The organism is Winogradskyella sp. PC D3.3 (assembly GCF_054366245.1).
Window position 1 is genome coordinate 779,858 of sequence record NZ_CM135962.1, and the last position, 18,839, is coordinate 798,696.

At 31.5% G+C, this 18,839-nt stretch carries 15 protein-coding genes; 8 read left to right on the forward strand and 7 right to left on the reverse strand.

The genetic code is table 11. The features are described 5' to 3' along the window. The first annotated feature begins 880 nt into the window (after positions 1–880). From rpiB to ACXGSQ_RS03435, 3 genes are read left to right on the forward strand one after another with little or no spacing between them, the layout of a single operon-like run. Positions 881–1,315: a ribose 5-phosphate isomerase B gene (gene rpiB / locus ACXGSQ_RS03425; protein WP_458628241.1), complete on the forward strand. Its 435-nt coding sequence runs from the start codon at positions 881–883 to the stop codon at positions 1,313–1,315. A 23-nt stretch (positions 1,316–1,338) separates the two neighbouring features. Beyond that, a complete protein-coding gene (locus ACXGSQ_RS03430) occupies positions 1,339–2,250 on the forward strand; it encodes a cation diffusion facilitator family transporter (RefSeq protein ID WP_458628242.1) in 912 nt (303 codons plus the stop codon). Further along, positions 2,250–2,693: a GNAT family N-acetyltransferase gene (locus tag ACXGSQ_RS03435; protein WP_458628243.1), complete on the forward strand. Its 444-nt coding sequence runs from the start codon at positions 2,250–2,252 to the stop codon at positions 2,691–2,693. The genes ACXGSQ_RS03430 and ACXGSQ_RS03435 overlap by 1 nt, the downstream gene beginning before the upstream one ends. On the opposite strand, the gene ACXGSQ_RS03440 is transcribed toward ACXGSQ_RS03435, so the two are convergent. The 3 genes from ACXGSQ_RS03440 to rnpA form a co-directional block, all read right to left on the reverse strand. Beyond that, positions 2,694–3,530, reverse strand: coding sequence for an OmpA family protein (locus tag ACXGSQ_RS03440; RefSeq protein WP_458628244.1), 837 nt, complete (start codon positions 3,528–3,530; stop codon positions 2,694–2,696). 62 nt (positions 3,531–3,592) lie between these two features. Next, positions 3,593–5,227 (reverse strand): S41 family peptidase, encoded by a 1,635-nt coding sequence (locus tag ACXGSQ_RS03445; protein WP_458628245.1) that lies wholly within the window; start codon positions 5,225–5,227, stop codon positions 3,593–3,595. 85 nt (positions 5,228–5,312) lie between these two features. Further along, the gene (gene rnpA / locus ACXGSQ_RS03450) at positions 5,313–5,723 is read right to left on the reverse strand and encodes a ribonuclease P protein component (protein ID WP_458628246.1); all 411 of its coding nucleotides are present in this window, start codon (positions 5,721–5,723) and stop codon (positions 5,313–5,315) included. A gap of 232 nt (positions 5,724–5,955) precedes the next feature. On the opposite strand from rnpA, the gene ACXGSQ_RS03455 reads away from it, so the two are divergent. Together ACXGSQ_RS03455 and ACXGSQ_RS03460 are read left to right on the forward strand one after the other, a co-directional pair. Then, positions 5,956–6,723, forward strand: coding sequence for a threonine/serine exporter family protein (locus ACXGSQ_RS03455; RefSeq protein ID WP_458628247.1), 768 nt, complete (start codon positions 5,956–5,958; stop codon positions 6,721–6,723). After that, positions 6,720–7,211 carry a threonine/serine exporter family protein gene (locus ACXGSQ_RS03460; RefSeq protein WP_458628248.1) on the forward strand — a complete coding sequence of 164 codons (492 nt, stop codon included), beginning with the start codon at positions 6,720–6,722 and terminating at the stop codon, positions 7,209–7,211. The genes ACXGSQ_RS03455 and ACXGSQ_RS03460 overlap by 4 nt, the downstream gene beginning before the upstream one ends. 138 nt (positions 7,212–7,349) lie before the next feature. On the opposite strand, the gene ACXGSQ_RS03465 is transcribed toward ACXGSQ_RS03460, so the two are convergent. The 3 genes from ACXGSQ_RS03465 to ACXGSQ_RS03475 form a co-directional block, all read right to left on the reverse strand. Then, positions 7,350–9,152: a M1 family metallopeptidase gene (locus ACXGSQ_RS03465; protein ID WP_458628249.1), complete on the reverse strand. Its 1,803-nt coding sequence runs from the start codon at positions 9,150–9,152 to the stop codon at positions 7,350–7,352. Between the two features lie 107 nt (positions 9,153–9,259). Continuing rightward, entirely contained in the window at positions 9,260–10,864 is a 1,605-nt protein-coding gene (locus tag ACXGSQ_RS03470; protein WP_458628250.1) for a S8 family serine peptidase, read from the reverse strand. A 26-nt stretch (positions 10,865–10,890) separates the two neighbouring features. Beyond that, positions 10,891–11,751: an MBL fold metallo-hydrolase gene (locus ACXGSQ_RS03475; protein WP_458628251.1), complete on the reverse strand. Its 861-nt coding sequence runs from the start codon at positions 11,749–11,751 to the stop codon at positions 10,891–10,893. Between the two features lie 178 nt (positions 11,752–11,929). On the opposite strand from ACXGSQ_RS03475, the gene ACXGSQ_RS03480 reads away from it, so the two are divergent. After that, the gene (locus tag ACXGSQ_RS03480) at positions 11,930–12,292 is read left to right on the forward strand and encodes a DUF202 domain-containing protein (RefSeq protein ID WP_458628252.1); all 363 of its coding nucleotides are present in this window, start codon (positions 11,930–11,932) and stop codon (positions 12,290–12,292) included. A 156-nt stretch (positions 12,293–12,448) separates the two neighbouring features. Then, complete coding sequence (locus ACXGSQ_RS03485; RefSeq protein ID WP_458628253.1) at positions 12,449–14,305, forward strand: cation:proton antiporter; 1,857 nt, start codon at positions 12,449–12,451, stop codon at positions 14,303–14,305. A 122-nt stretch (positions 14,306–14,427) separates the two neighbouring features. On the opposite strand, the gene lepA is transcribed toward ACXGSQ_RS03485, so the two are convergent. Further along, positions 14,428–16,224 carry a translation elongation factor 4 gene (lepA, locus tag ACXGSQ_RS03490; protein WP_458628254.1) on the reverse strand — a complete coding sequence of 599 codons (1,797 nt, stop codon included), beginning with the start codon at positions 16,222–16,224 and terminating at the stop codon, positions 14,428–14,430. Positions 16,225–16,374: 150 nt separating this feature from the next. Here lepA and ACXGSQ_RS03495 point away from each other — a divergent pair, with 150 nt between their 5' ends. Continuing rightward, complete coding sequence (locus tag ACXGSQ_RS03495) at positions 16,375–18,792, forward strand: outer membrane beta-barrel family protein (RefSeq protein WP_458628255.1); 2,418 nt, start codon at positions 16,375–16,377, stop codon at positions 18,790–18,792. Positions 18,793–18,839 lie beyond the last annotated feature (47 nt).

Sequence of the window (18,839 nt, forward strand, 5' to 3'; positions counted from 1 at the left end):
TCCTTTAGATTGTACAATAAGTCTAAGAATAACAACTTATTTAAAACTTAACTTTAGCGAAGAGAGGTTATTAAGTTTGTTGCAAAGTTACGTTTTAATTTTTTAATGGTGTTGCTTTAAGGTTAAATTAATAGTATTATCGTATTAATACCTTTAATACTTCGACTAACAGTATGGGTTTTTAAAAAGTACTTTTTTTATTGTTACTGAAAATACCTATACCCTATTCAATTTAAGAAAAACGTCTTCTATCTTAATATTTGAACTTAACTGTACTTTAAAAGAGAAGTTCATCAAACTTAATTTAAAAAAAATTTACAGTTATGAACATATATATACATATTATCAGTTTTCTTTTAAAATTTTAAAAAATAAATAGTGGTTATTATAGTATGTTAATAGTGGCTATAACTTTTTGAAGATTTATTTTGAATAGTCGTAGTTTACATTTTACTACATTTTAATTAACATTGAGTTTACATCTAAATGCTTCATTTTTAAGTTAAATAAAAAAGCTATTAACAACTGTTAATAACGAATGTTAATAGAAATAGCTCATATATATTTTTAAAAATACTGTTCATTTCATCACTTTTTAGTTTGATAACTTATTTTAAAAAAACCGTTAACTTATTTGGATAAGATGTTTCAATTTTGGTTTGGAAAAATAACTGAATAATCCTAATTTTTATTTTTAAGAGTTATGAACAGCTATTAACAATTAGAGTTCATTTTATTTAGAGTTATCAACAATGTTAATAAGCCATATCTCAAAACTTAATATCAAACTTAAAACTAATAGATAAGTAAGCTCTTATAAGTTATGCTTAGTTGTAAGCAATTATTAACTTTGAAGTCTAATAAGTAAAGATAATTTATTATGACAATTTCAATAGGAAACGATCACGCAGGTCCAGATTATAAATTTGCTATCGTAAAGCACTTAGAAGCAAAAGGACATACTGTTATTAATTATGGTACGGACACTATAGATAGTGTAGATTATCCAGATTTTGTACACCCAGTAGCTAAAGATGTAGAAGCTAAAAAAGTAGATTTTGGTATTCTTATTTGTGGAAGCGCAAATGGTGTTGCTATGACGGCTAATAAATACCAACATGTGAGAGCTGGAGTCTGTTGGACGAATGAAATCACTGAATTAACACGTCTGCATAACAATGCTAACATTATTTGTATTCCAGCGCGTTTCACCTCTATACCACAAGCTATAAAAATGGTAGATACGTTTTTAGAAACTAAGTTTGAAGGTGGTCGCCATCAGAACCGAGTGGATAAGATTCCGGCGTCATGTTAATATCAATTTGTAATTGATATCAAATGAGTCACCATCACAACCATTCTCACAGTCCTAAGGATTTAAAGGGGCAAAAGTTATTAATTTCAATACTCTTAAATATTGTTATTACGGTAGCTCAGGTTATTGGTGGACTCGTTTCAGGTAGTTTATCTTTATTAAGTGATGCCTTACATAATTTTAGTGATGTTGTTTCTTTAATTGTTAGTTATGTCGCTGCAAAATTATCGAAGCAAAAAGCGTCTATTAATAGAACCTTTGGCTATAAACGTGCCGAAATTTTAGCAGCATTCATCAATGCTAGTACACTAGTTATAGTTGCCATTATTTTAATTTTTGAAGCTGTAAAACGTTTTAAAAATCCTCAAGAAATAGGATCTGGCTTAGTGATTTGGTTAGCTATTATAGCCATTATAGGAAATGGTCTAAGCGTTTTATTATTAAGAAAAGAGTCTAAAAATAACATCAATATGCGTTCTGCTTATTTACATTTGCTTACAGATATGTTAGCTAGTGTGGCAGTATTGATTGGTGGGTTATTAATGAAATACTATCAATTGTTTTGGGTCGATAGCTTATTAACCTTATTAATTGCTTTATATTTAATTTGGGTGGGTTACGATTTATTAACAACATCAACACGCATGTTAATGTTGTTTACTCCAGAGGATATTAATATTAAAGATGTTGTAAGAACTGTTAATAAGCTACCTAAGGTTAGTAAACTACATCATGTTCATATTTGGAACTTAAGTGACGATGAATTACATTTAGAAGCGCATTTAGACTTAAAAGAAGATATTTCTACCACTGAATTTAATACTTTACTTTTAGATATTGAAACAGTCTTACATGATGAATTTAATATCAATCATGTTACCATTCAACCAGAGTTTAATAAAGAAGATCCTAAAGAAGTCATTGTACAAGATTAATGCTTAAGATAACAACAAAACATTTCAACGAATTAACAACACAAGAACTCTACAATATCCTTCAATTAAGAAGCGAAGTCTTTGTAGTTGAACAAGATTGTGTGTACCAAGATATAGATGGAAAAGATCAAAATGCACTTCATAGTTTAGGTTATGATAATGGTATTTTGGTAGCTTACACACGTATTTTTAAACCGGGCTATTATTTTGAAGAAGCTAGTATTGGTAGAGTTGTAGTGCAACAAAAATATCGAAAATATAAATATGGTTACGCTATAATGGAAGCTTCAATAGAAGCTATAAAAACATATTATAATGCAACTACGATTAAAATTTCAGCACAGTTATACTTAAAACAATTTTATAACAATTTGGGTTTTATTGAAGTTGGTGAGGACTATCTAGAAGATGGTATTCCGCATATTAATATGATGAAATCTTAATTATTTTTTTTCGTAAATACGAGTTACTAAAATTTCAACACGTCTATCTAATTGAGGATCACCTCCAAGAGGTTGTTTTCTTCGCATACCCACGAATTTCATTCGGTAATGTTTAACTCCTTTATCTACTAAATAATCATAAATATATTTTGCTCTAGCCACAGAAAGATTTCGTTTTTTAGTCTTACGATCTATAGCATCTCTTTCACCTTGAGTACAACACACATGGCCTTCAATAGTAAAATACACATTGGTACGTTCTACTAAAATATCTGCAATTCTATCGAGTACAACTTTAGATTCTTTTGTTAAATAGCTATAGCCTGTTCTAAATAATAAATTATCTAATAAGATTTTATCTCCTTCTTTTAAATCTCCTTTTAATAAATCTTCAGTTTTTTCTACTACGGTTTTTTCTTCTTTAGGTTTAGGTGGAAAAACAGGAGTTACAATGATTTCTACCTTTCGGTTTAGACCTCTAATTTTATTAAGATCGTCTTCTTTAACAATATTAACTAAGATTTTACCTTTACCATCTACATTGCTAATTTTAGATTCATCAAATTCATTATTAGAAAAGACTTCTCTAATAGCATCTGCCCTATTTTGCGATAAAACTAAGTTGTAATTATCGCTTCCTCTATCGTCTGTAAACCCGTAGATTGTGATTTTATCAATATCTACATCTTCAATTTTAGATAAAAACAGTAATAATCTACTGTGTTCTGTTTCGGGAATATCGTGTTTATCGGTTTCGAAATAGACTTCGTGTTTCAATTCCTTTTGAGAAAAAGAGAGCTGAAAACATAGGCATAAAAAAATAATTAGGGGTTTCATTTTAGTATAATTTTCTTGCTTATAGAAAACACTTATGATGATAAATATAAATAATTTAAGTGCTATCTCAAAATGCTTGCATATTGCGACGGATTATTAAGAATACTTACGGCTTTCTTAATTTCTGCATTATTTGCAGTATAATAAGTGTATAAACCTTCACTGTAAAAGTAACGTTTAATAATTTCGTCTGTAAGTAATGATTTTAATTGTGTTTTATTGTCTTCTATAGCGTTGGTTTTATAGGCCTGTAAAGCCTTATTTAAGGCGTTATATTCTGAATTAATTTCGGTATCTAATTCTTCTTCTTCTGCAATTTTAAGTGCATTGTGTAAAGCGATTTCTGTTTTAGTTTCGAAATTAAAACCTTTTGTTTTGATGTAATTTTTAAATTTTTTAAAGTCAGAATCTGATAGTGTAAAACTTTTTAAGTCTTCAATTTTATGATTGTAATAATAATCGGTTGCAAAGTTGAAAACTAAATTTTCATTAGAAATGGCTTTAGTAATGGTTGTATGTTTAGAAAATTCGACTTCAATATCTGGCTCTACTCCACCACCATCAAAGACGTTACGACCATTTCTGGTTTTAAAGGCATTGTAATTTTCTTTTTTTGTTCTTGTAGCTTTACCATTTTCATCTCGATTCCAGTAATCTAAAGCCTGAATACAACGTCCAGAAGGTGTGTAGTATCTAGATATTGTAATCTTCATTTGGGTACCATACGTTAAAGGCTTAGGTCTTTGTACCAAACCTTTTCCAAAGCTTCGTGTACCCACAATTACAGCACGATCCATGTCTTGTAAGGCACCAGAAACAATTTCACTTGCCGAAGCACTTTTACCATTAATTAATACCACTAAAGGCATTTCTGTGTCAATAGGTTCGCGTTGTGTATAGTAGGTTTTGTTATATTTTTTGACTTTAGATTTTGTAGTCACAACTAATTGGTTTTTTGGAACAAAAATATTAGTAACGTTAACAGCTTCGTGTAATAAACCACCTGGATTCCCTCTTAAATCTAAAATTAATTGTGTAGCTCCTTGATTTTTTAAAGCTTTAATTGCACTAATGGTTTCGGCAGAGGCTTTAGCATTAAACTTTCTTAGTACAACATACCCCGTTTTTTCATCTATCATAGAGTAGTGCGGTACAGCTTTAATTTCTAGAGATTCTCTAACAATGTTTACTGTATTAGTTTTTCCTTGTCTTTTGTAGGTTACAGCGACTTCGGTTCCGGCAGCTCCTTGTAATAGGTTTGCGGCATCATCTTTAAAATCGGCAACAACAACTTTGTCTACTTTTATTATTTCGTCACCAGCTTTAAGTCCTGCTTTATCAGCGGCATAATTTTGATAAGGTTCAACAATGACCAATTTATCTTTTAAGGTTAAAACCTTAGCTCCTATGCCTGTATAATCACCTGCATTATTAATTCTAGAAGCTTCTACGTCTTGTTCGTTATAAAACTGGGTATACGGATCTAAATCATCTAACATGCTCTTAATCGCTGTATCCATTAAGTCTCCGGGATTTGTATCATCAACATAATTCATATTGATTTCTTTAAAAAGCGTCGTAAATATTTCTATTTGTTTAGCGATTTCAAAAAAATCATTTTTGAATGCTGTAGTACCAAAAAAGATAAGCACAGCGATAACTGGAACTAGTAGTTTTTTACGTAAAAGTGTTTTCATCTGTCGATTTCTATTGGTTTTTATAGGCCACATGTGGTGTGCTATTTATCATTTTATTGAAAAATAAAACGTTAACAAGCTTGTTTTATGTGTCAGAAATATTAGCATCTGATTGTTTTAACAAAGGTTCATTTTTATCTAAAAATTTTTCAAATAACAATTTGATGCTACGATTTAGTTTATCAAAAGTTGTTCCATCTTTACTAAGGTACAAAATCATAAACGCATAAGAAGCAGAACTATTGTTAAAATACAGTGGTTTGTTAAGTCTATAGGCTTCACGAAGTAACCGTTTTATTCTATTTCTTGAGACTGCAGTTTTATGCAAGCGTTTACTTACCGAAACACCAGTTTTTAGCTTAGATCCGTCTACAAATTCTGTTTTAAGATAGACCAATCGCAACGGATAAGCCGTAACAGCTTTCCCTTCGGTAAAAAGTTGTTCAATTAGCTTTTTACTTTTTAGTTTGTCTTTTTTTGAATAGGTAAAATTCACGTTTAGTTTATCAGGTTTAACAAAAATAGAAAACCACATTGATTTGATGCTGTTTTCTAGTCGCTATATTATTTTTTTGCACAATTTTATGCTATTGGATTTCAATAGTTGCTCTATAAAAGATATTTATGCTAGTACGAGTAATAGAATTTGTGACGAAAGCGAAAATATTTAATTATAATCGCTCTTTATAATTTTATAATAGTCTTAAATTTGAATAGATTATATACAAATGAAGACTGAAAATAGGTTAGAAAGTATAGCCGATTTGTTATTAGAAATAGCATCAATATTAATGGTTTCTGGTGCAAATACAAATCGCGTAGATGTAAATATTGATCGTTTTGCTGCGGTGTTAAATTGTGAATCTTATAGTTTAATAAGTCAAAAAACAATGATACTCACCGTAATCGATAGTAAAACAAATGAAAATTATACCAAGGTAAAAAATTTACCTCCACACAAAATAGATTTTACGATTATCTCGGCCATAAGTAAAGCGAGTTGGAATGCCCTTGATGGCAATTGGTCGCTTTCTCAAATTACACAAGAAATAGAAACGATTAAGCAGCAACAGAGGTATCCGAGACTGGTGGTGCTATTAGCAGTAAGTTTTGCAGGAGCTGGTTTTTGCAAAATATTTGGTGGTGATTATCTAAATTTAGGATTAGCATTTATGAGTACATTTTTTGGCTTATTTATACTTCAAGCAGCTCATAAAAGGAAATTTAATACTTATGTCAGTGTGTTTTTAGCGTCATTAACAGCATCGCTTTTGGCTTCAATAGGTATTCATTTTAATTTAGGAACACAACCAGATGCCACATTAGCAACGTCCATTTTGTTTTTAGTTCCGGGTGTTGCACTCATCAATTCTTTTACAGATCTTATAGATAAAAATGTTCTAAACGGTGTAGTGCGTTTTACAAATGGGATAATGACAGTTTTAGCCATAGCACTAGGACTTTTTGTAGCCATGTTAATATTTCAATTAAAATGATAACAACAATATTAGAATTATTAGAAGTCTCTGTTTGGGCAGGTATTGCTGCAGTAGGTTTTGGGATCTTATTTAACATCCCTCGGAAAGCCATACTTACCGTATTTCTGTTAGGATTTGGTGCGGGTTTTATAAAATTTATTTTGTTACACTATAATATCAATATTGTATTAGCAAGTTTAATAGCAGCGTCTTTTGTAGGCATCTTAAGTTTACCATTAGCCCATGGTATACATCAACCTCCTGTTGTATTTTCTATACCAGCAGTAATACCTATGATCCCAGGATATTATGCCTATGAAATGGTATTATCTATTATGTCGTTTACATTTTTAGAAAAAGATGATTCAAAAAGATTGGTTTTTATGGAAGCTATATTTTCTAATGGCTTTACCATGTTATTTATATTAATCTCTTTAACTATTGGAGTGTCTTTACCACTATTACTGTTACGAAAGCATACTGCTAAAAGAGTCGATTTGAGATAAAGATTTGAGCTACTATCATCTTCTTATTAGCAATAATTTGTAACAAGGAGGCTTTAATTTGAGTATAAAAAAAGGTTACAGTTATAAGAAATAGCTGTAACCTTTTATAGTTTTAGAATGTTGCGTTATGCTATAAATTTAGTTTAAACGAAACACATTATTATCACGATTGACATCTGCCATCATTTGAGAAGCATCGATTTCTACTGATTTCACTTCTTTTTTAGCATTAAAAGAATAGGTTGGTATGGCCCAAGCCCAATCATTAATAATAGTTGCTGAGGTCGGTTTTTCACCACGCATCATTTGTAATGGAATATAAAAATCTTCAGTAGAACCATCAGTATAAGTTACTCTAAGATCTATAGGCATTGGCATTAAACCAATACGTTCTAAGGTGATAGACTTACCTTCAACCGATTTTACACCATAATCAATCGTATTTGTAGTTTGTGCAAAATCTGTAAAATACCAATCCAATTCAAAATCCGTAATACGTTCTGCAGTTCTAATAATATCGAAAGGCTTAGGGTGTTTAAAAGAAAAATTCTCAAAATATGTTTTAATGGTTTTAGCTAAGTTATCGTTTCCAATAACATAACCCAATTGCGCTAAAAATACGGCCCCTTTACTATAAGCAGCTGCTCCATACACACCATTAGTGGCATAACGATCAGAATGTGTTGTTAAGGGTTGCTCAACTCCAGAATTTGCTAAACCTATGTAATTTGCATAAGATCTTGCTAAAGGATAATCGCTTTTAGTATCTTTAAAAGATTCCATAGCTAACGTAGATATGTAGGTTGTAAAGCCTTCATCCATCCACTCGTGTTTAGATTCATTTGATGCTAACAAAAATTGGAACCAAGTATGGGCCAACTCGTGTGCTGTAACACCTAATAAGCTACCGTAGCTGCGTTTTCCTGTAATTAAAGTACACATAGCATACTCCATACCACCATCGCCACCTTGTATTACAGAATATTGCTCATAAGGATAGTTCCCTATATGAGCATTAAAGAAATCCATTAATAAGGCTGTATCCGATTGTAACTTTTTCCAATTATCAAGATACTTTTGCTCTAAATTCTTTTTATAATAAAAATTAAGCGTTGGACCGTTAGGCATTTGAAAGGTATCATGAATAAAATCTGGATCTGCAGCCCAAGTAAAATCATGTACATTAGGAGCTTTAAAATGAAGCGTTTTCTTTCCAGATTTTACAGTAGGTTCTCCTTGAAGATAACCGGTACCACCAACAACATAAGCTGCATCTATGGTTAATTTTACATCAAAATCTCCCCAAACACCATGAAACTCTCGTCCTATATAAGGATCAGCATGCCAACCTTCATCATCATATTCTGCTAATTTAGGATACCATTGCGCCATAGATAAGGCAACACCTTCTTTATTATTTCTTCCTGAACGACGAATTTGTACTGGAACTTGAGCATCAAAATCCATATCAAAAGTTACTTTTTCACCAGGCTGAATAGGCTTATTTAGCTGTACTTCTAAAACGGTACCAACTGTTTCATGAGAAACAGAGGTGCCGTTTTGACGTAATGAATTCACTTTTATAAAACCAATTTCATTAGGTTGTAGTTGACTAATGCGATCACCAACACGACGATCTGGATCTTGAATAGTACGAGAACGTACATCCATTTCACTTCCAGGCTGAAAAGCATTAAAAAATAAATGGTAATACACACGATTGATGACATCTGGTGAGTTATTGGTATACACCAATTTTTGTTTTCCTTTATACTGATAGTTATTGACATCCATATCAATTTCCATGGTATAATCTACGTGTTGTTGCCAATAATTATTTGTAGAATTATTTGATGTTTTAACCACTTTACTTGTCTGTCTTGTTGCACCACAAGAGACAAGAATTAAGAGTGAAAAAAGACTAAGAACGGAATGTTTCATAACAGTTGTGTTTTATAAATATGAAATTAAAAAATCGTATAAAAATTGGGTTATTTAGATAAATTGACTAAATAACCCAAGAATTAAATTTAACCCGAAATGGATTATTATAATTTTGAAGCCATTATTAAGGCATTATAAGCATTTACAATTCTACCTGTAGTAGATAAATCTGAAAAAGACTTAACGTTAGAAGCATCTCCACCAACCACGACTTTCGTTGTAATAGGTAAACCAGATTCTAAAATCACTTGTTTTACCTGTGCAGCCGTTAATTTTGGATAGTAAGAACGTACTAAAGCTGCAACACCAGCAACAGCAGGTGATGCCATAGATGTACCACTTATGCTTTTATAATCATTTTCTGGAAATGTAGAATATATCGCAGAACCTGGTGCAAAAACATCTACATTCTTTTTACCATAGTTAGAGAATCCAGAAACCATTTTAGAACCATATTTAGACGTTAATGATCCTACTCTGATGTACGTATTAGAAATTTCTACATAATTTACATTATCATCAGGAAAATTAGGTTCTACATCTACATTTTCGCTAGAGTTACCTGCCGCATGTACAAATATGACATCATTATCTGAAGCGTATTTTATAGCATCTCTTACCCATTCGGCATGTGGAGAAAATGATTTACCAAAACTTCCATTGATTACTTTTGCTCCATTGTCAACAGCATAACGAATTGCTAAAGCGACATCTTTATCGTATTCATCTCCATTAGGTACGGCTCTAATAGCCATAATTTCTACATTGTTAGCAACACCATTAGCTCCTTTTCCATTATTACGTTCTGCAGCAATAATACCAGCAACGTGTGTACCATGAGATTCTGATTTTTTTACAGGCTTAACGTTTCCGTTTCCATAGCCTGGTTTATCATTTAAATCGTCTGGATTGTCACCTGTTTTACGACCAGAAAAATCTTTATTTAAATTGAAGTTTAAACGCTCATTAATGCTTTCTAAAGCGTCATTAATTTCGTTATTTGCATCAGCTAATGATAAGCCATTAGCATTCATTTGATTTGCAATTTGAATGGCTTGAGATAATGCTGTATCTTCCGTTTTAATAGCATTAACCTCTTCAATGGTGTAGTCGCTTTTTCCTAAATGTTTAGTTAAAGTATCGTGCGCTCCTTTTACTGCTTGTGCAATTTGATCGTATTGTGCTTTACGTCCTAACCAAAGTTGATAGTCTTCATCGTATTTTGCTTTAGCAGCAGCATAACTTGGGTTAGAAGTATCTCCTGAAGCTAAAATACGTACATATTCTAATTGTTCGTCGTAACCATCACCTAAGAAATTCCAACCATGGATATCATCTATATAACCATTGTTATCATCATCTATGCCATTATTAGGAATTTCTCCTTTATTGGTCCAGATTACTCCGTCTAAATCTTCGTGATCGATATCAATACCAGAATCGATAACCGCAACAATAACTTTTTTTCCTTTTTTATTTTTTATAATTTCGGCATAAGCTTTATCGACGCTCATACCAGGAATGGTATCGTTTATAAGATCTAAATGACTCCAATGTTTAGCCTCCGCATCTGTTAATTCTGTCACTTTTAAAGGTGCAGTATCGATGTTTTCAATGGGTGTAGAAAGTATTTCTGCTGTACCACCACATCCTAAAAATAGTGTTCCTGCAAATCCTAAATAAGCTATTAATCTGTAATTAAATTTCATTTGTTTTTATTTATTGTTTTTATGCTTTAGTTAAATAATGTGTTTGCTGTAAATGTCTCATTAAGGCGTACACCCTTTTCAGTATGTTTTACGGTGATAATTTCGTTATGTGCATCGTGTTCTAAAAATAGATAGAAATTTTGATCTGCAGCCATATTCAAAAACACTTCTTTTTCATCGAGAGTTAATAGAGGTCTAGTATCATAACCCATTACAAATGGTAATGGCAAATGCCCTGCGGTTGGTAATAAATCGGCCATAAAACAAATGGTTTTTCCTTTGTATTGTATCATCGGAATCATTTGTTTATCGGTATGTCCATTAGCAAAAAAGAGGTCAAATCCCAAATCAGAATTTTTTAAAATAGGGGTATCAGGAACCGAAGTAAATTTTAATTGCCCACTCTCTTCCATTGGTAAAATATTTTCTTTTAAAAATGAAGCAACTTCTCGTCTGTTAGGTTCAGTTGCCCATTTCCAATGGTCTGCATTGCTCCAAAAATAAGCGTTTTTAAATGCAGGTTCGTAGCCTGTTCGGTCCTTATTCCATTGAATACTTCCTCCACAGTGATCAAAATGAAGATGCGTCATAAATACATCTGTAATATCATCGCGATGAAAGCCATAAGAAGCTAATGATTTATCAATACTATCATCTCCATAAAGAAAATAATAACCGAAAAATTTATCGCTTTGTTTGTTGCCCATTCCTGTATCAATTAAAATAAGACGATTACCATCTTCAATTAACAGACAACGTGCAGCAATATCTATCATGTTGTTATTATCAGCAGGATTGGTACGTTGCCATAATGATTTTGGTACAACACCAAACATAGCACCACCGTCGAGTTTAAAGTTTCCAGATTGGATTGGATATAACTGCATTTCTTAAATTTTTTGAATGTCTTGCAAATTACTAAAAGCTTTAAAACAAATTGTTGTTAGTTACAATTAATTAGAGGATATTTAACAAATACTATTTCTATTTGTTAACATTCAAAAAGTCTAACTAAATGCATTTTCTAAAAAAGAATTACTTTTAGATGGATAAAATGAATGAGTCATGAAACGTCTATCAAAATCTCCTTTGAAAATTAAAAAAATAAAACTTTTGCGTTTTGGACGCGATTTTAAACCAGATCAGCAAGTTATATTAAGAGATTATTTGGCCATAGAACGGACAAGATTGGCCAATGAGCGTACACTTTTATCCTATATTCGGTCGTCTTTATATTTATTATTGGGCGCTATAGCTTTATTTCAGCTTAAAGAATTTTCAAATTTTGAATATCTAGCATTAACAGCACTTGTTTTTAGTATAATATTTTTTATTATTGGTGTTTATAGATTTACCTTATTAAAGAAAAGTTTGAAACGCGTTTATTATAAATCTGAAGAAAAGGAAGCAAATAAGACCGAAAATTAGGGTGTTGTAGTTTAAGAAAATCTATAGAAATTTTGATTTTAGATAGCCTTTGTATTTTATATGAGGTATTTAATAGTCATCAAGTCATATGAGTTATTATACATTGAAATCCCTCTATAAAATTAGAATTTGGTATTTTCACAAAAAAGTAAATAGATGTTAGAATTAGCAGGAATAATTATCCTAGGAATATTGGCACAATGGGTGGCTTGGAAATTTAAAATTCCAGCTATTTTACCCTTAATATTAATAGGATTATTAGTTGGTCCTATTGCAGCCGAGTTTTTGAGTGAAGATGGTACTAAATGGATAGAACCTATTTGGAATGGTGAAAAAGGATTGTTTCCAGGAGATAGTTTATATTACTTTGTTTCCTTAGCGATTAGTATTATTTTATTTGAAGGTGGTTTAACCTTAAAACGCGCTGAAATAAAAAATGTGGGTCCTGTAATTACCAAGTTAATTACCGTGGGATCTGCTATTACCTTTTTTGGTTCTGGTATCGTAGCGCATTATATTTTTGCTTTAAGTTGGGATATATCCTTTTTATTTGCTGGTCTTATTATTGTAACCGGACCAACAGTTATAACACCTATTTTACGAAATATTCCGCTTAAAAAAGATGTTTCTACAGTTTTAAAATGGGAAGGTATTCTCATTGATCCTATTGGAGCTTTAGTAGCCGTTTTAGTGTTTGAATTTATTAGTGTTGGTGGGGATAGTGGTTTTACAAAAACGGCGCTTATAGAGTTTGGAAAAATTGTGCTCTTTGGGACAACATTTGGTTTTACCTTTGCGCATGCTTTAGCCTTTGCAATTAACAAAAAACTTATTCCGCATTATTTATTGAATGTTGTTTCACTTTCTACTGTATTATTAGTGTTTGTAGAGTCTGAATTATTTGCACACGAGTCTGGTTTACTAGCGGTTGTTGTTATGGGAATGGTATTAGGAAACAGTAAACTTGAAAATCTTAAAGAACTGCTTTACTTTAAAGAATCACTTAGTGTATTATTGATTTCTATTTTATTTATTCTTTTAGCAGCAAATATTGATATTGATGATTTACTCTTACTTTACACATGGAAAACAGCGGTTCTTTTTGCTGTAGTTGTCTTTGTCATTAGACCATTGGCTGTATTTGTAAGTACGCAAGGGTCTAAACTTAATCTAAATGAAAAACTGTTTATAAGTTGGGTTGGACCACGTGGTATTGTGGCTGCAGGTATTGCTTCACTATTTGGTAGTAAACTAATGCGACAAGGTGTTGAAGGTGCAGAGTACATTACACCTTTGGTGTTTATGATTGTATTAGGAACCGTTTTATTAAACGCTACGACAGCCCGTTTATTTGCGAGGTTAGTTGGTGTGTTTTTAACAAAATCTAATGGGATTTTAATTGTTGGTGCCTCTAAATTATCACGATTATTAGGTCATTATTTGGTAAACAACGGAAGACATGTAGTGCTTATTGATAGCAATCAAAACAATATCGATAAGGCTAGAGAATTAGGCTTAGATGCATTAAGCAGCAATATTTATTCTGATACGCTTTCTGATAATATAGAATTAAATGATGTGGGTTATATTATGGCCATGACTGGGAATTCAGATATCAATGCTTATGTTATTGAAAAGTTTAGTAAAGAATTTGGAGAAAATGGGTCGTATAGATTGGTGACTTCAGATGAAATGAACTTTCCAGATAAAAGTCCAAAAGAAGGTTTATTTTCTCCTACTGATGATTATATTAATTTAACGGAGGTCACTCGTAAATATCCTGCGATACAAGAAATAGATATAGTTGATGCAGCGCATTATGAAAGTCTTATGGAGATGGCAAGTAAGGATAAATATATGATTCCTTTGTTTTTAAAAGACGATGAAGGCGAACTTCATATTATTTCAGTTCACAATACTAAAGATGATGAGATTGGGCAAGATTATAAATTGGTGTATTTAGGTAAACCTTTTGATGTTGAAAAAGTAGCTAATGAAGACACTAATTCTTAATAATTAAAACCACACAATTTAGTCTTAATGTTTAGTAAACTAGTATTTACAAACAAAAAGATTCCTGCTTTTGTAGGAATCTTTTTTGTTTATAAGAAAGAAAAGTTAATCTAAAACGAGCCTTAATCATTTAGTTTTAAAACGGCCATAAACGCTTGTTGAGGTATTTCTACATTACCAACCTGACGCATACGTTTTTTACCTTTTTTCTGTTTTTCAAGTAACTTACGCTTACGAGAAATATCACCACCATAACATTTTGCGGTAACATCTTTACGAAGTGCCTTTACGGTTTCTCTTGCAATAATTTTGGCACCAATAGCCGCCTGAATAGGAATATCGAATTGTTGACGTGGAATAAGTTCCTTCAACTTCTCACACATCTTTTTACCTATGTTATGTGCGTTGTCTGCGTGTATCAAAGCCGAAAGGGCATCAACGGGTTGTGCATTTAATAAGACATCTAAACGCACCAATTTTGACACCTTCATACCTATTGGATGGTAATCAAAAGAAGCATAACCTTTAGACACTGTTTTTAAACGATCGTAAAAATCGAAAACAATTTCTGCTAAAGGCATCTCAAAAATTAATTCAACACGTTCTGTGGTTAAGTAGGTTTGATTAACAATCATACCTCGTTTTTCAATACAAAGACTCATTACGTTACCAACAAAATCAGATTTAGTAATAATAGTTGCTTTAATAAACGGCTCTTCTACACGGTTGACGGTTGTTGGCTCTGGTAAATCACTTGGATTGTTTACAATAAAAGCTTCGTCTGGATTTTTATTGGTATAAGCATGGTATGACACGTTAGGAACTGTTGTAATTACAGTCATATCAAACTCACGCTCTAAACGTTCTTGTATAATTTCCATGTGTAACATGCCTAAGAATCCACAGCGGAAACCAAAACCTAAAGCGGCAGAACTTTCGGGTTGAAACACTAAGGATGCATCGTTAAGTTGCAGTTTTTCCATAGAGTTTCTCAACTCTTCGTAATCTTCTGTATCTACAGGATAGATTCCTGCAAAAACCATAGGTTTTACATCTTCAAAACCTTCAATAATATTTGTAGTTGGGTTGGCAAAATCCGTAATGGTATCACCAACTTTTACTTCTTTAGCTGTTTTAATACCTGTAATTAAATAACCAACATCACCCGCTTTTACACTTTGTTTGGCAACTTGAGTAAGTTTTAAAGTCCCAACTTCATCTGCAAAATATTCTTTATCTGTGGCAACGAATTTAATCTTCTGACCTTTTTTAATTTCCCCATTAAACACTCTAAAATAGGTTTCAATACCTCTAAATGTGTTGTAAACGGAATCAAAAATTAAGGCTTGAAGCGGTTCATCTACATTGCCTTTTGGAGCAGGAATACGTTCTATAATTGCTTTTAAAATATTTTCAACACCAAAACCAGTTTTTCCACTAGCATGAATAACGTCTTCAGGATCACAACCTAAAAGATCAACAATATCATCTGTAACTTCTTCAGGATTTGCACTTGGTAAATCAACTTTATTTAATACAGGAATAATTTCTAAATCATTCTCTAATGCTAAATATAAGTTTGATATGGTTTGAGCTTGAATGCTTTGGGCTGCATCTACAATTAATAGTGCGCCTTCACAAGCAGCAATAGATCTAGAGACTTCATAAGAGAAATCCACGTGACCAGGAGTATCGATAAGATTTAGAACATAGTTTTCTCCTTCATATACATAATCCATTTGTATGGCATGCGATTTTATGGTAATCCCACGCTCGCGTTCTAAGTCCATACTATCTAAAAGTTGTGCTTGCTGTTCGCGAGCGGTTACAGAACCTGTAACATCTAATAAACGGTCAGCTAATGTACTTTTACCGTGGTCAATATGTGCAATAATGCAAAAATTACGAATGTTTTTCATGTCTCTTCTCTAAGGCAATAACTAATTGGCAAATATAATCGATTTCTTGTGCTTTAACGTATCAAATACAACAATAAAAACAGTCGTAATTATGGTAAAACCACAGTATAATATAAAAAACAATTTATATCTTGCAATCAAACCTATTTTATGATTATTCGTTTGCGCCTCTTTTTTTGTGTATGTCTTTGTATACTCTCTTCTGTGGTGTTTGCTCAAGAATTTTCTGTTTCTGGTCGTATTGTCGACGCTGATAATAACCCAATTGAGTTTGCTAATGTTGTTATTTTAACGGGTGTTGATGGTGATTGTTTGAAAGGAACTTCTACAGATTATAATGGATTTTTTAGTTTAAATAATTTATCAGAAACGACATTTTATCTCAAAGTTAGTTATTTAGGTTTTGAAGAGTTTCAACAAAAAATCAATCTAACAGGACATTTAGATTTAAAAACTATTCTACTTAACGAAATTCCTGAAAGTTTAGATGAGGTTACTATAATTTATCAAAAACCTACGATTGAAAAAAGAGCAGACCGTTTAGTTTTTAACGTAGAAAATACGGCTTTATTAGAAGGCTCTACGTTTAGTGTTTTAAAAAATACGCCAGGAGTTATAATTTCTGATGGTAGTATTAATATTAAAAATGCAAGAGCAGATATATATATTAATGGTCGACGAGTTCAATTAACTTCAGATGAGCTAATACAATTGTTAGAGAGTTCTCCTGCTAATAGTATTAAATCTATAGAAGTAATTTCTAATCCACCAGCAAGTTATGATGCAGATAGTAATGCCGTAATTAACATTATAATGAGTAAAAATCTTATTACCGGTTATAGAGGTAATGTTACAACGAATTATACGCAAGGTGTTTTTCCAAGATATAATACCGGAACAAGTCATTATTTTAAAAATAATAAGATTAATCTCAACCTCAATTATAATTACACGCATCAGAAAATAAATAGAGATCAAGACGATACGATTAATTATTTAGACAATGCTAATGAGTTAGAAGAAGTTTGGCAGTCTAATGTCAATAGAAACACGTGGTCTCAAACACATAATCTAACACTAAATTTAGATTATTATATTAATGACAAAAACACATTAAGTTTAACAACTACAGGGTTATATACTCCATATTTTAAATATAAAATTAAAAACAAGACAAATGTTTTAGACGAAAATTTTGAGTTTTTATCAAGATTTACAGCAGATAATTTATCTCGAGATAATAAGTATAACATTGGAACCGATCTGATTTTTAGACATGATTTTGAAAATAGCTCTAGCCTAACGTTTAATGCACATTCTACGTTTTATGATTACGATCGCGACCAAAACGTGCTGACTAATGATTTTGATGTAAATCATATGTTTATAGCAGATTCAAAATTTAAAACTAACGCCAATCAAAATACAGATATTCTATCGGGTAAAATAGATTATAGTTTACCTATAGATGAGACATCAAGTTTTGATGTTGGAGTTAAGTATTCTAATGTAAATACAAATAGTGATATTACAAGATTGGATATTATTAATGGTAATGAGGTTTTAAATTCAAATAATACTGATGCCTTTAAATATGAAGAAAAAGTATTTGCAGCATATTTTAACTATACTAGATCATGGGATAAATTAGATTTAAGTCTTGGTTTAAGGTCGGAGCAAACTAATGTTGAAGGTGAATCACTAACCTTAGGAGAAACAAATAAACAAGATTATTTTAATTTATTTCCTAATGCTAGTATATCGTATGAAATACTAGAAGGTGTGATTATTGATGGTAATTACAAACGTAGTATTACAAGACCAAGTTATACTGATTTAAATCCGTTTACCTTCTTCTTAAATGAAAATACAGTTGTCCTTGGAAATCCTAATTTAGTACCTACTTATTCAGATTACTATAAACTGGGCGTTAATTTTTTAGAGTACTTTACGGTAGAGGCTTATTATATGAATTATGATGGCTCTATAGAAGAGTTACCAAGACAAAATAATGAAACTAATATTATAGCTTATACACCAACCAATTTAGATAAGACGGTTGATTATGGTTTTGATTTTATTTTTAATTATTACCCTTCAAATAAATTAGGGATATACGCCGCCTTTTCATTGTACAATGTTGAAGAAGAAGTTGATTTTGGAAATGGTTTTGTTAATCAAAATCAATGGTCGCAACTTTTTGTATTATCTCCAAATTTCTCACTTCTTAAAGATAATAGTTTAAACATTAATGCGTCGTTATGGTGGTTTAGTAAAAATCTTCAAAAATTACAATCCGTAGATGGAAGACTTATATCTGAATTAAGTATTTCGAAATCTATTTTTAATAAAAAAGCAGTGATCTCCTTAGCTTTTGAAGATATATTTAACATGCAAGACTATACGACATCTGTAGACTATTTAAACCAATCGAGTTCTGCTTTTTTAAATGCCGATAATAGAACCGTTAAAATAGGTTTGCGTTATAATTTTGGTAATACTAAACTTACCACTAATGAACGCGCTACAAGTGAAGAAGAGCGAGATAGACTTAAAGATTTACAATAGTATCGTTAGATATTCCTTTTTTTATGAGCCTTTGTAATTTGCCTTTA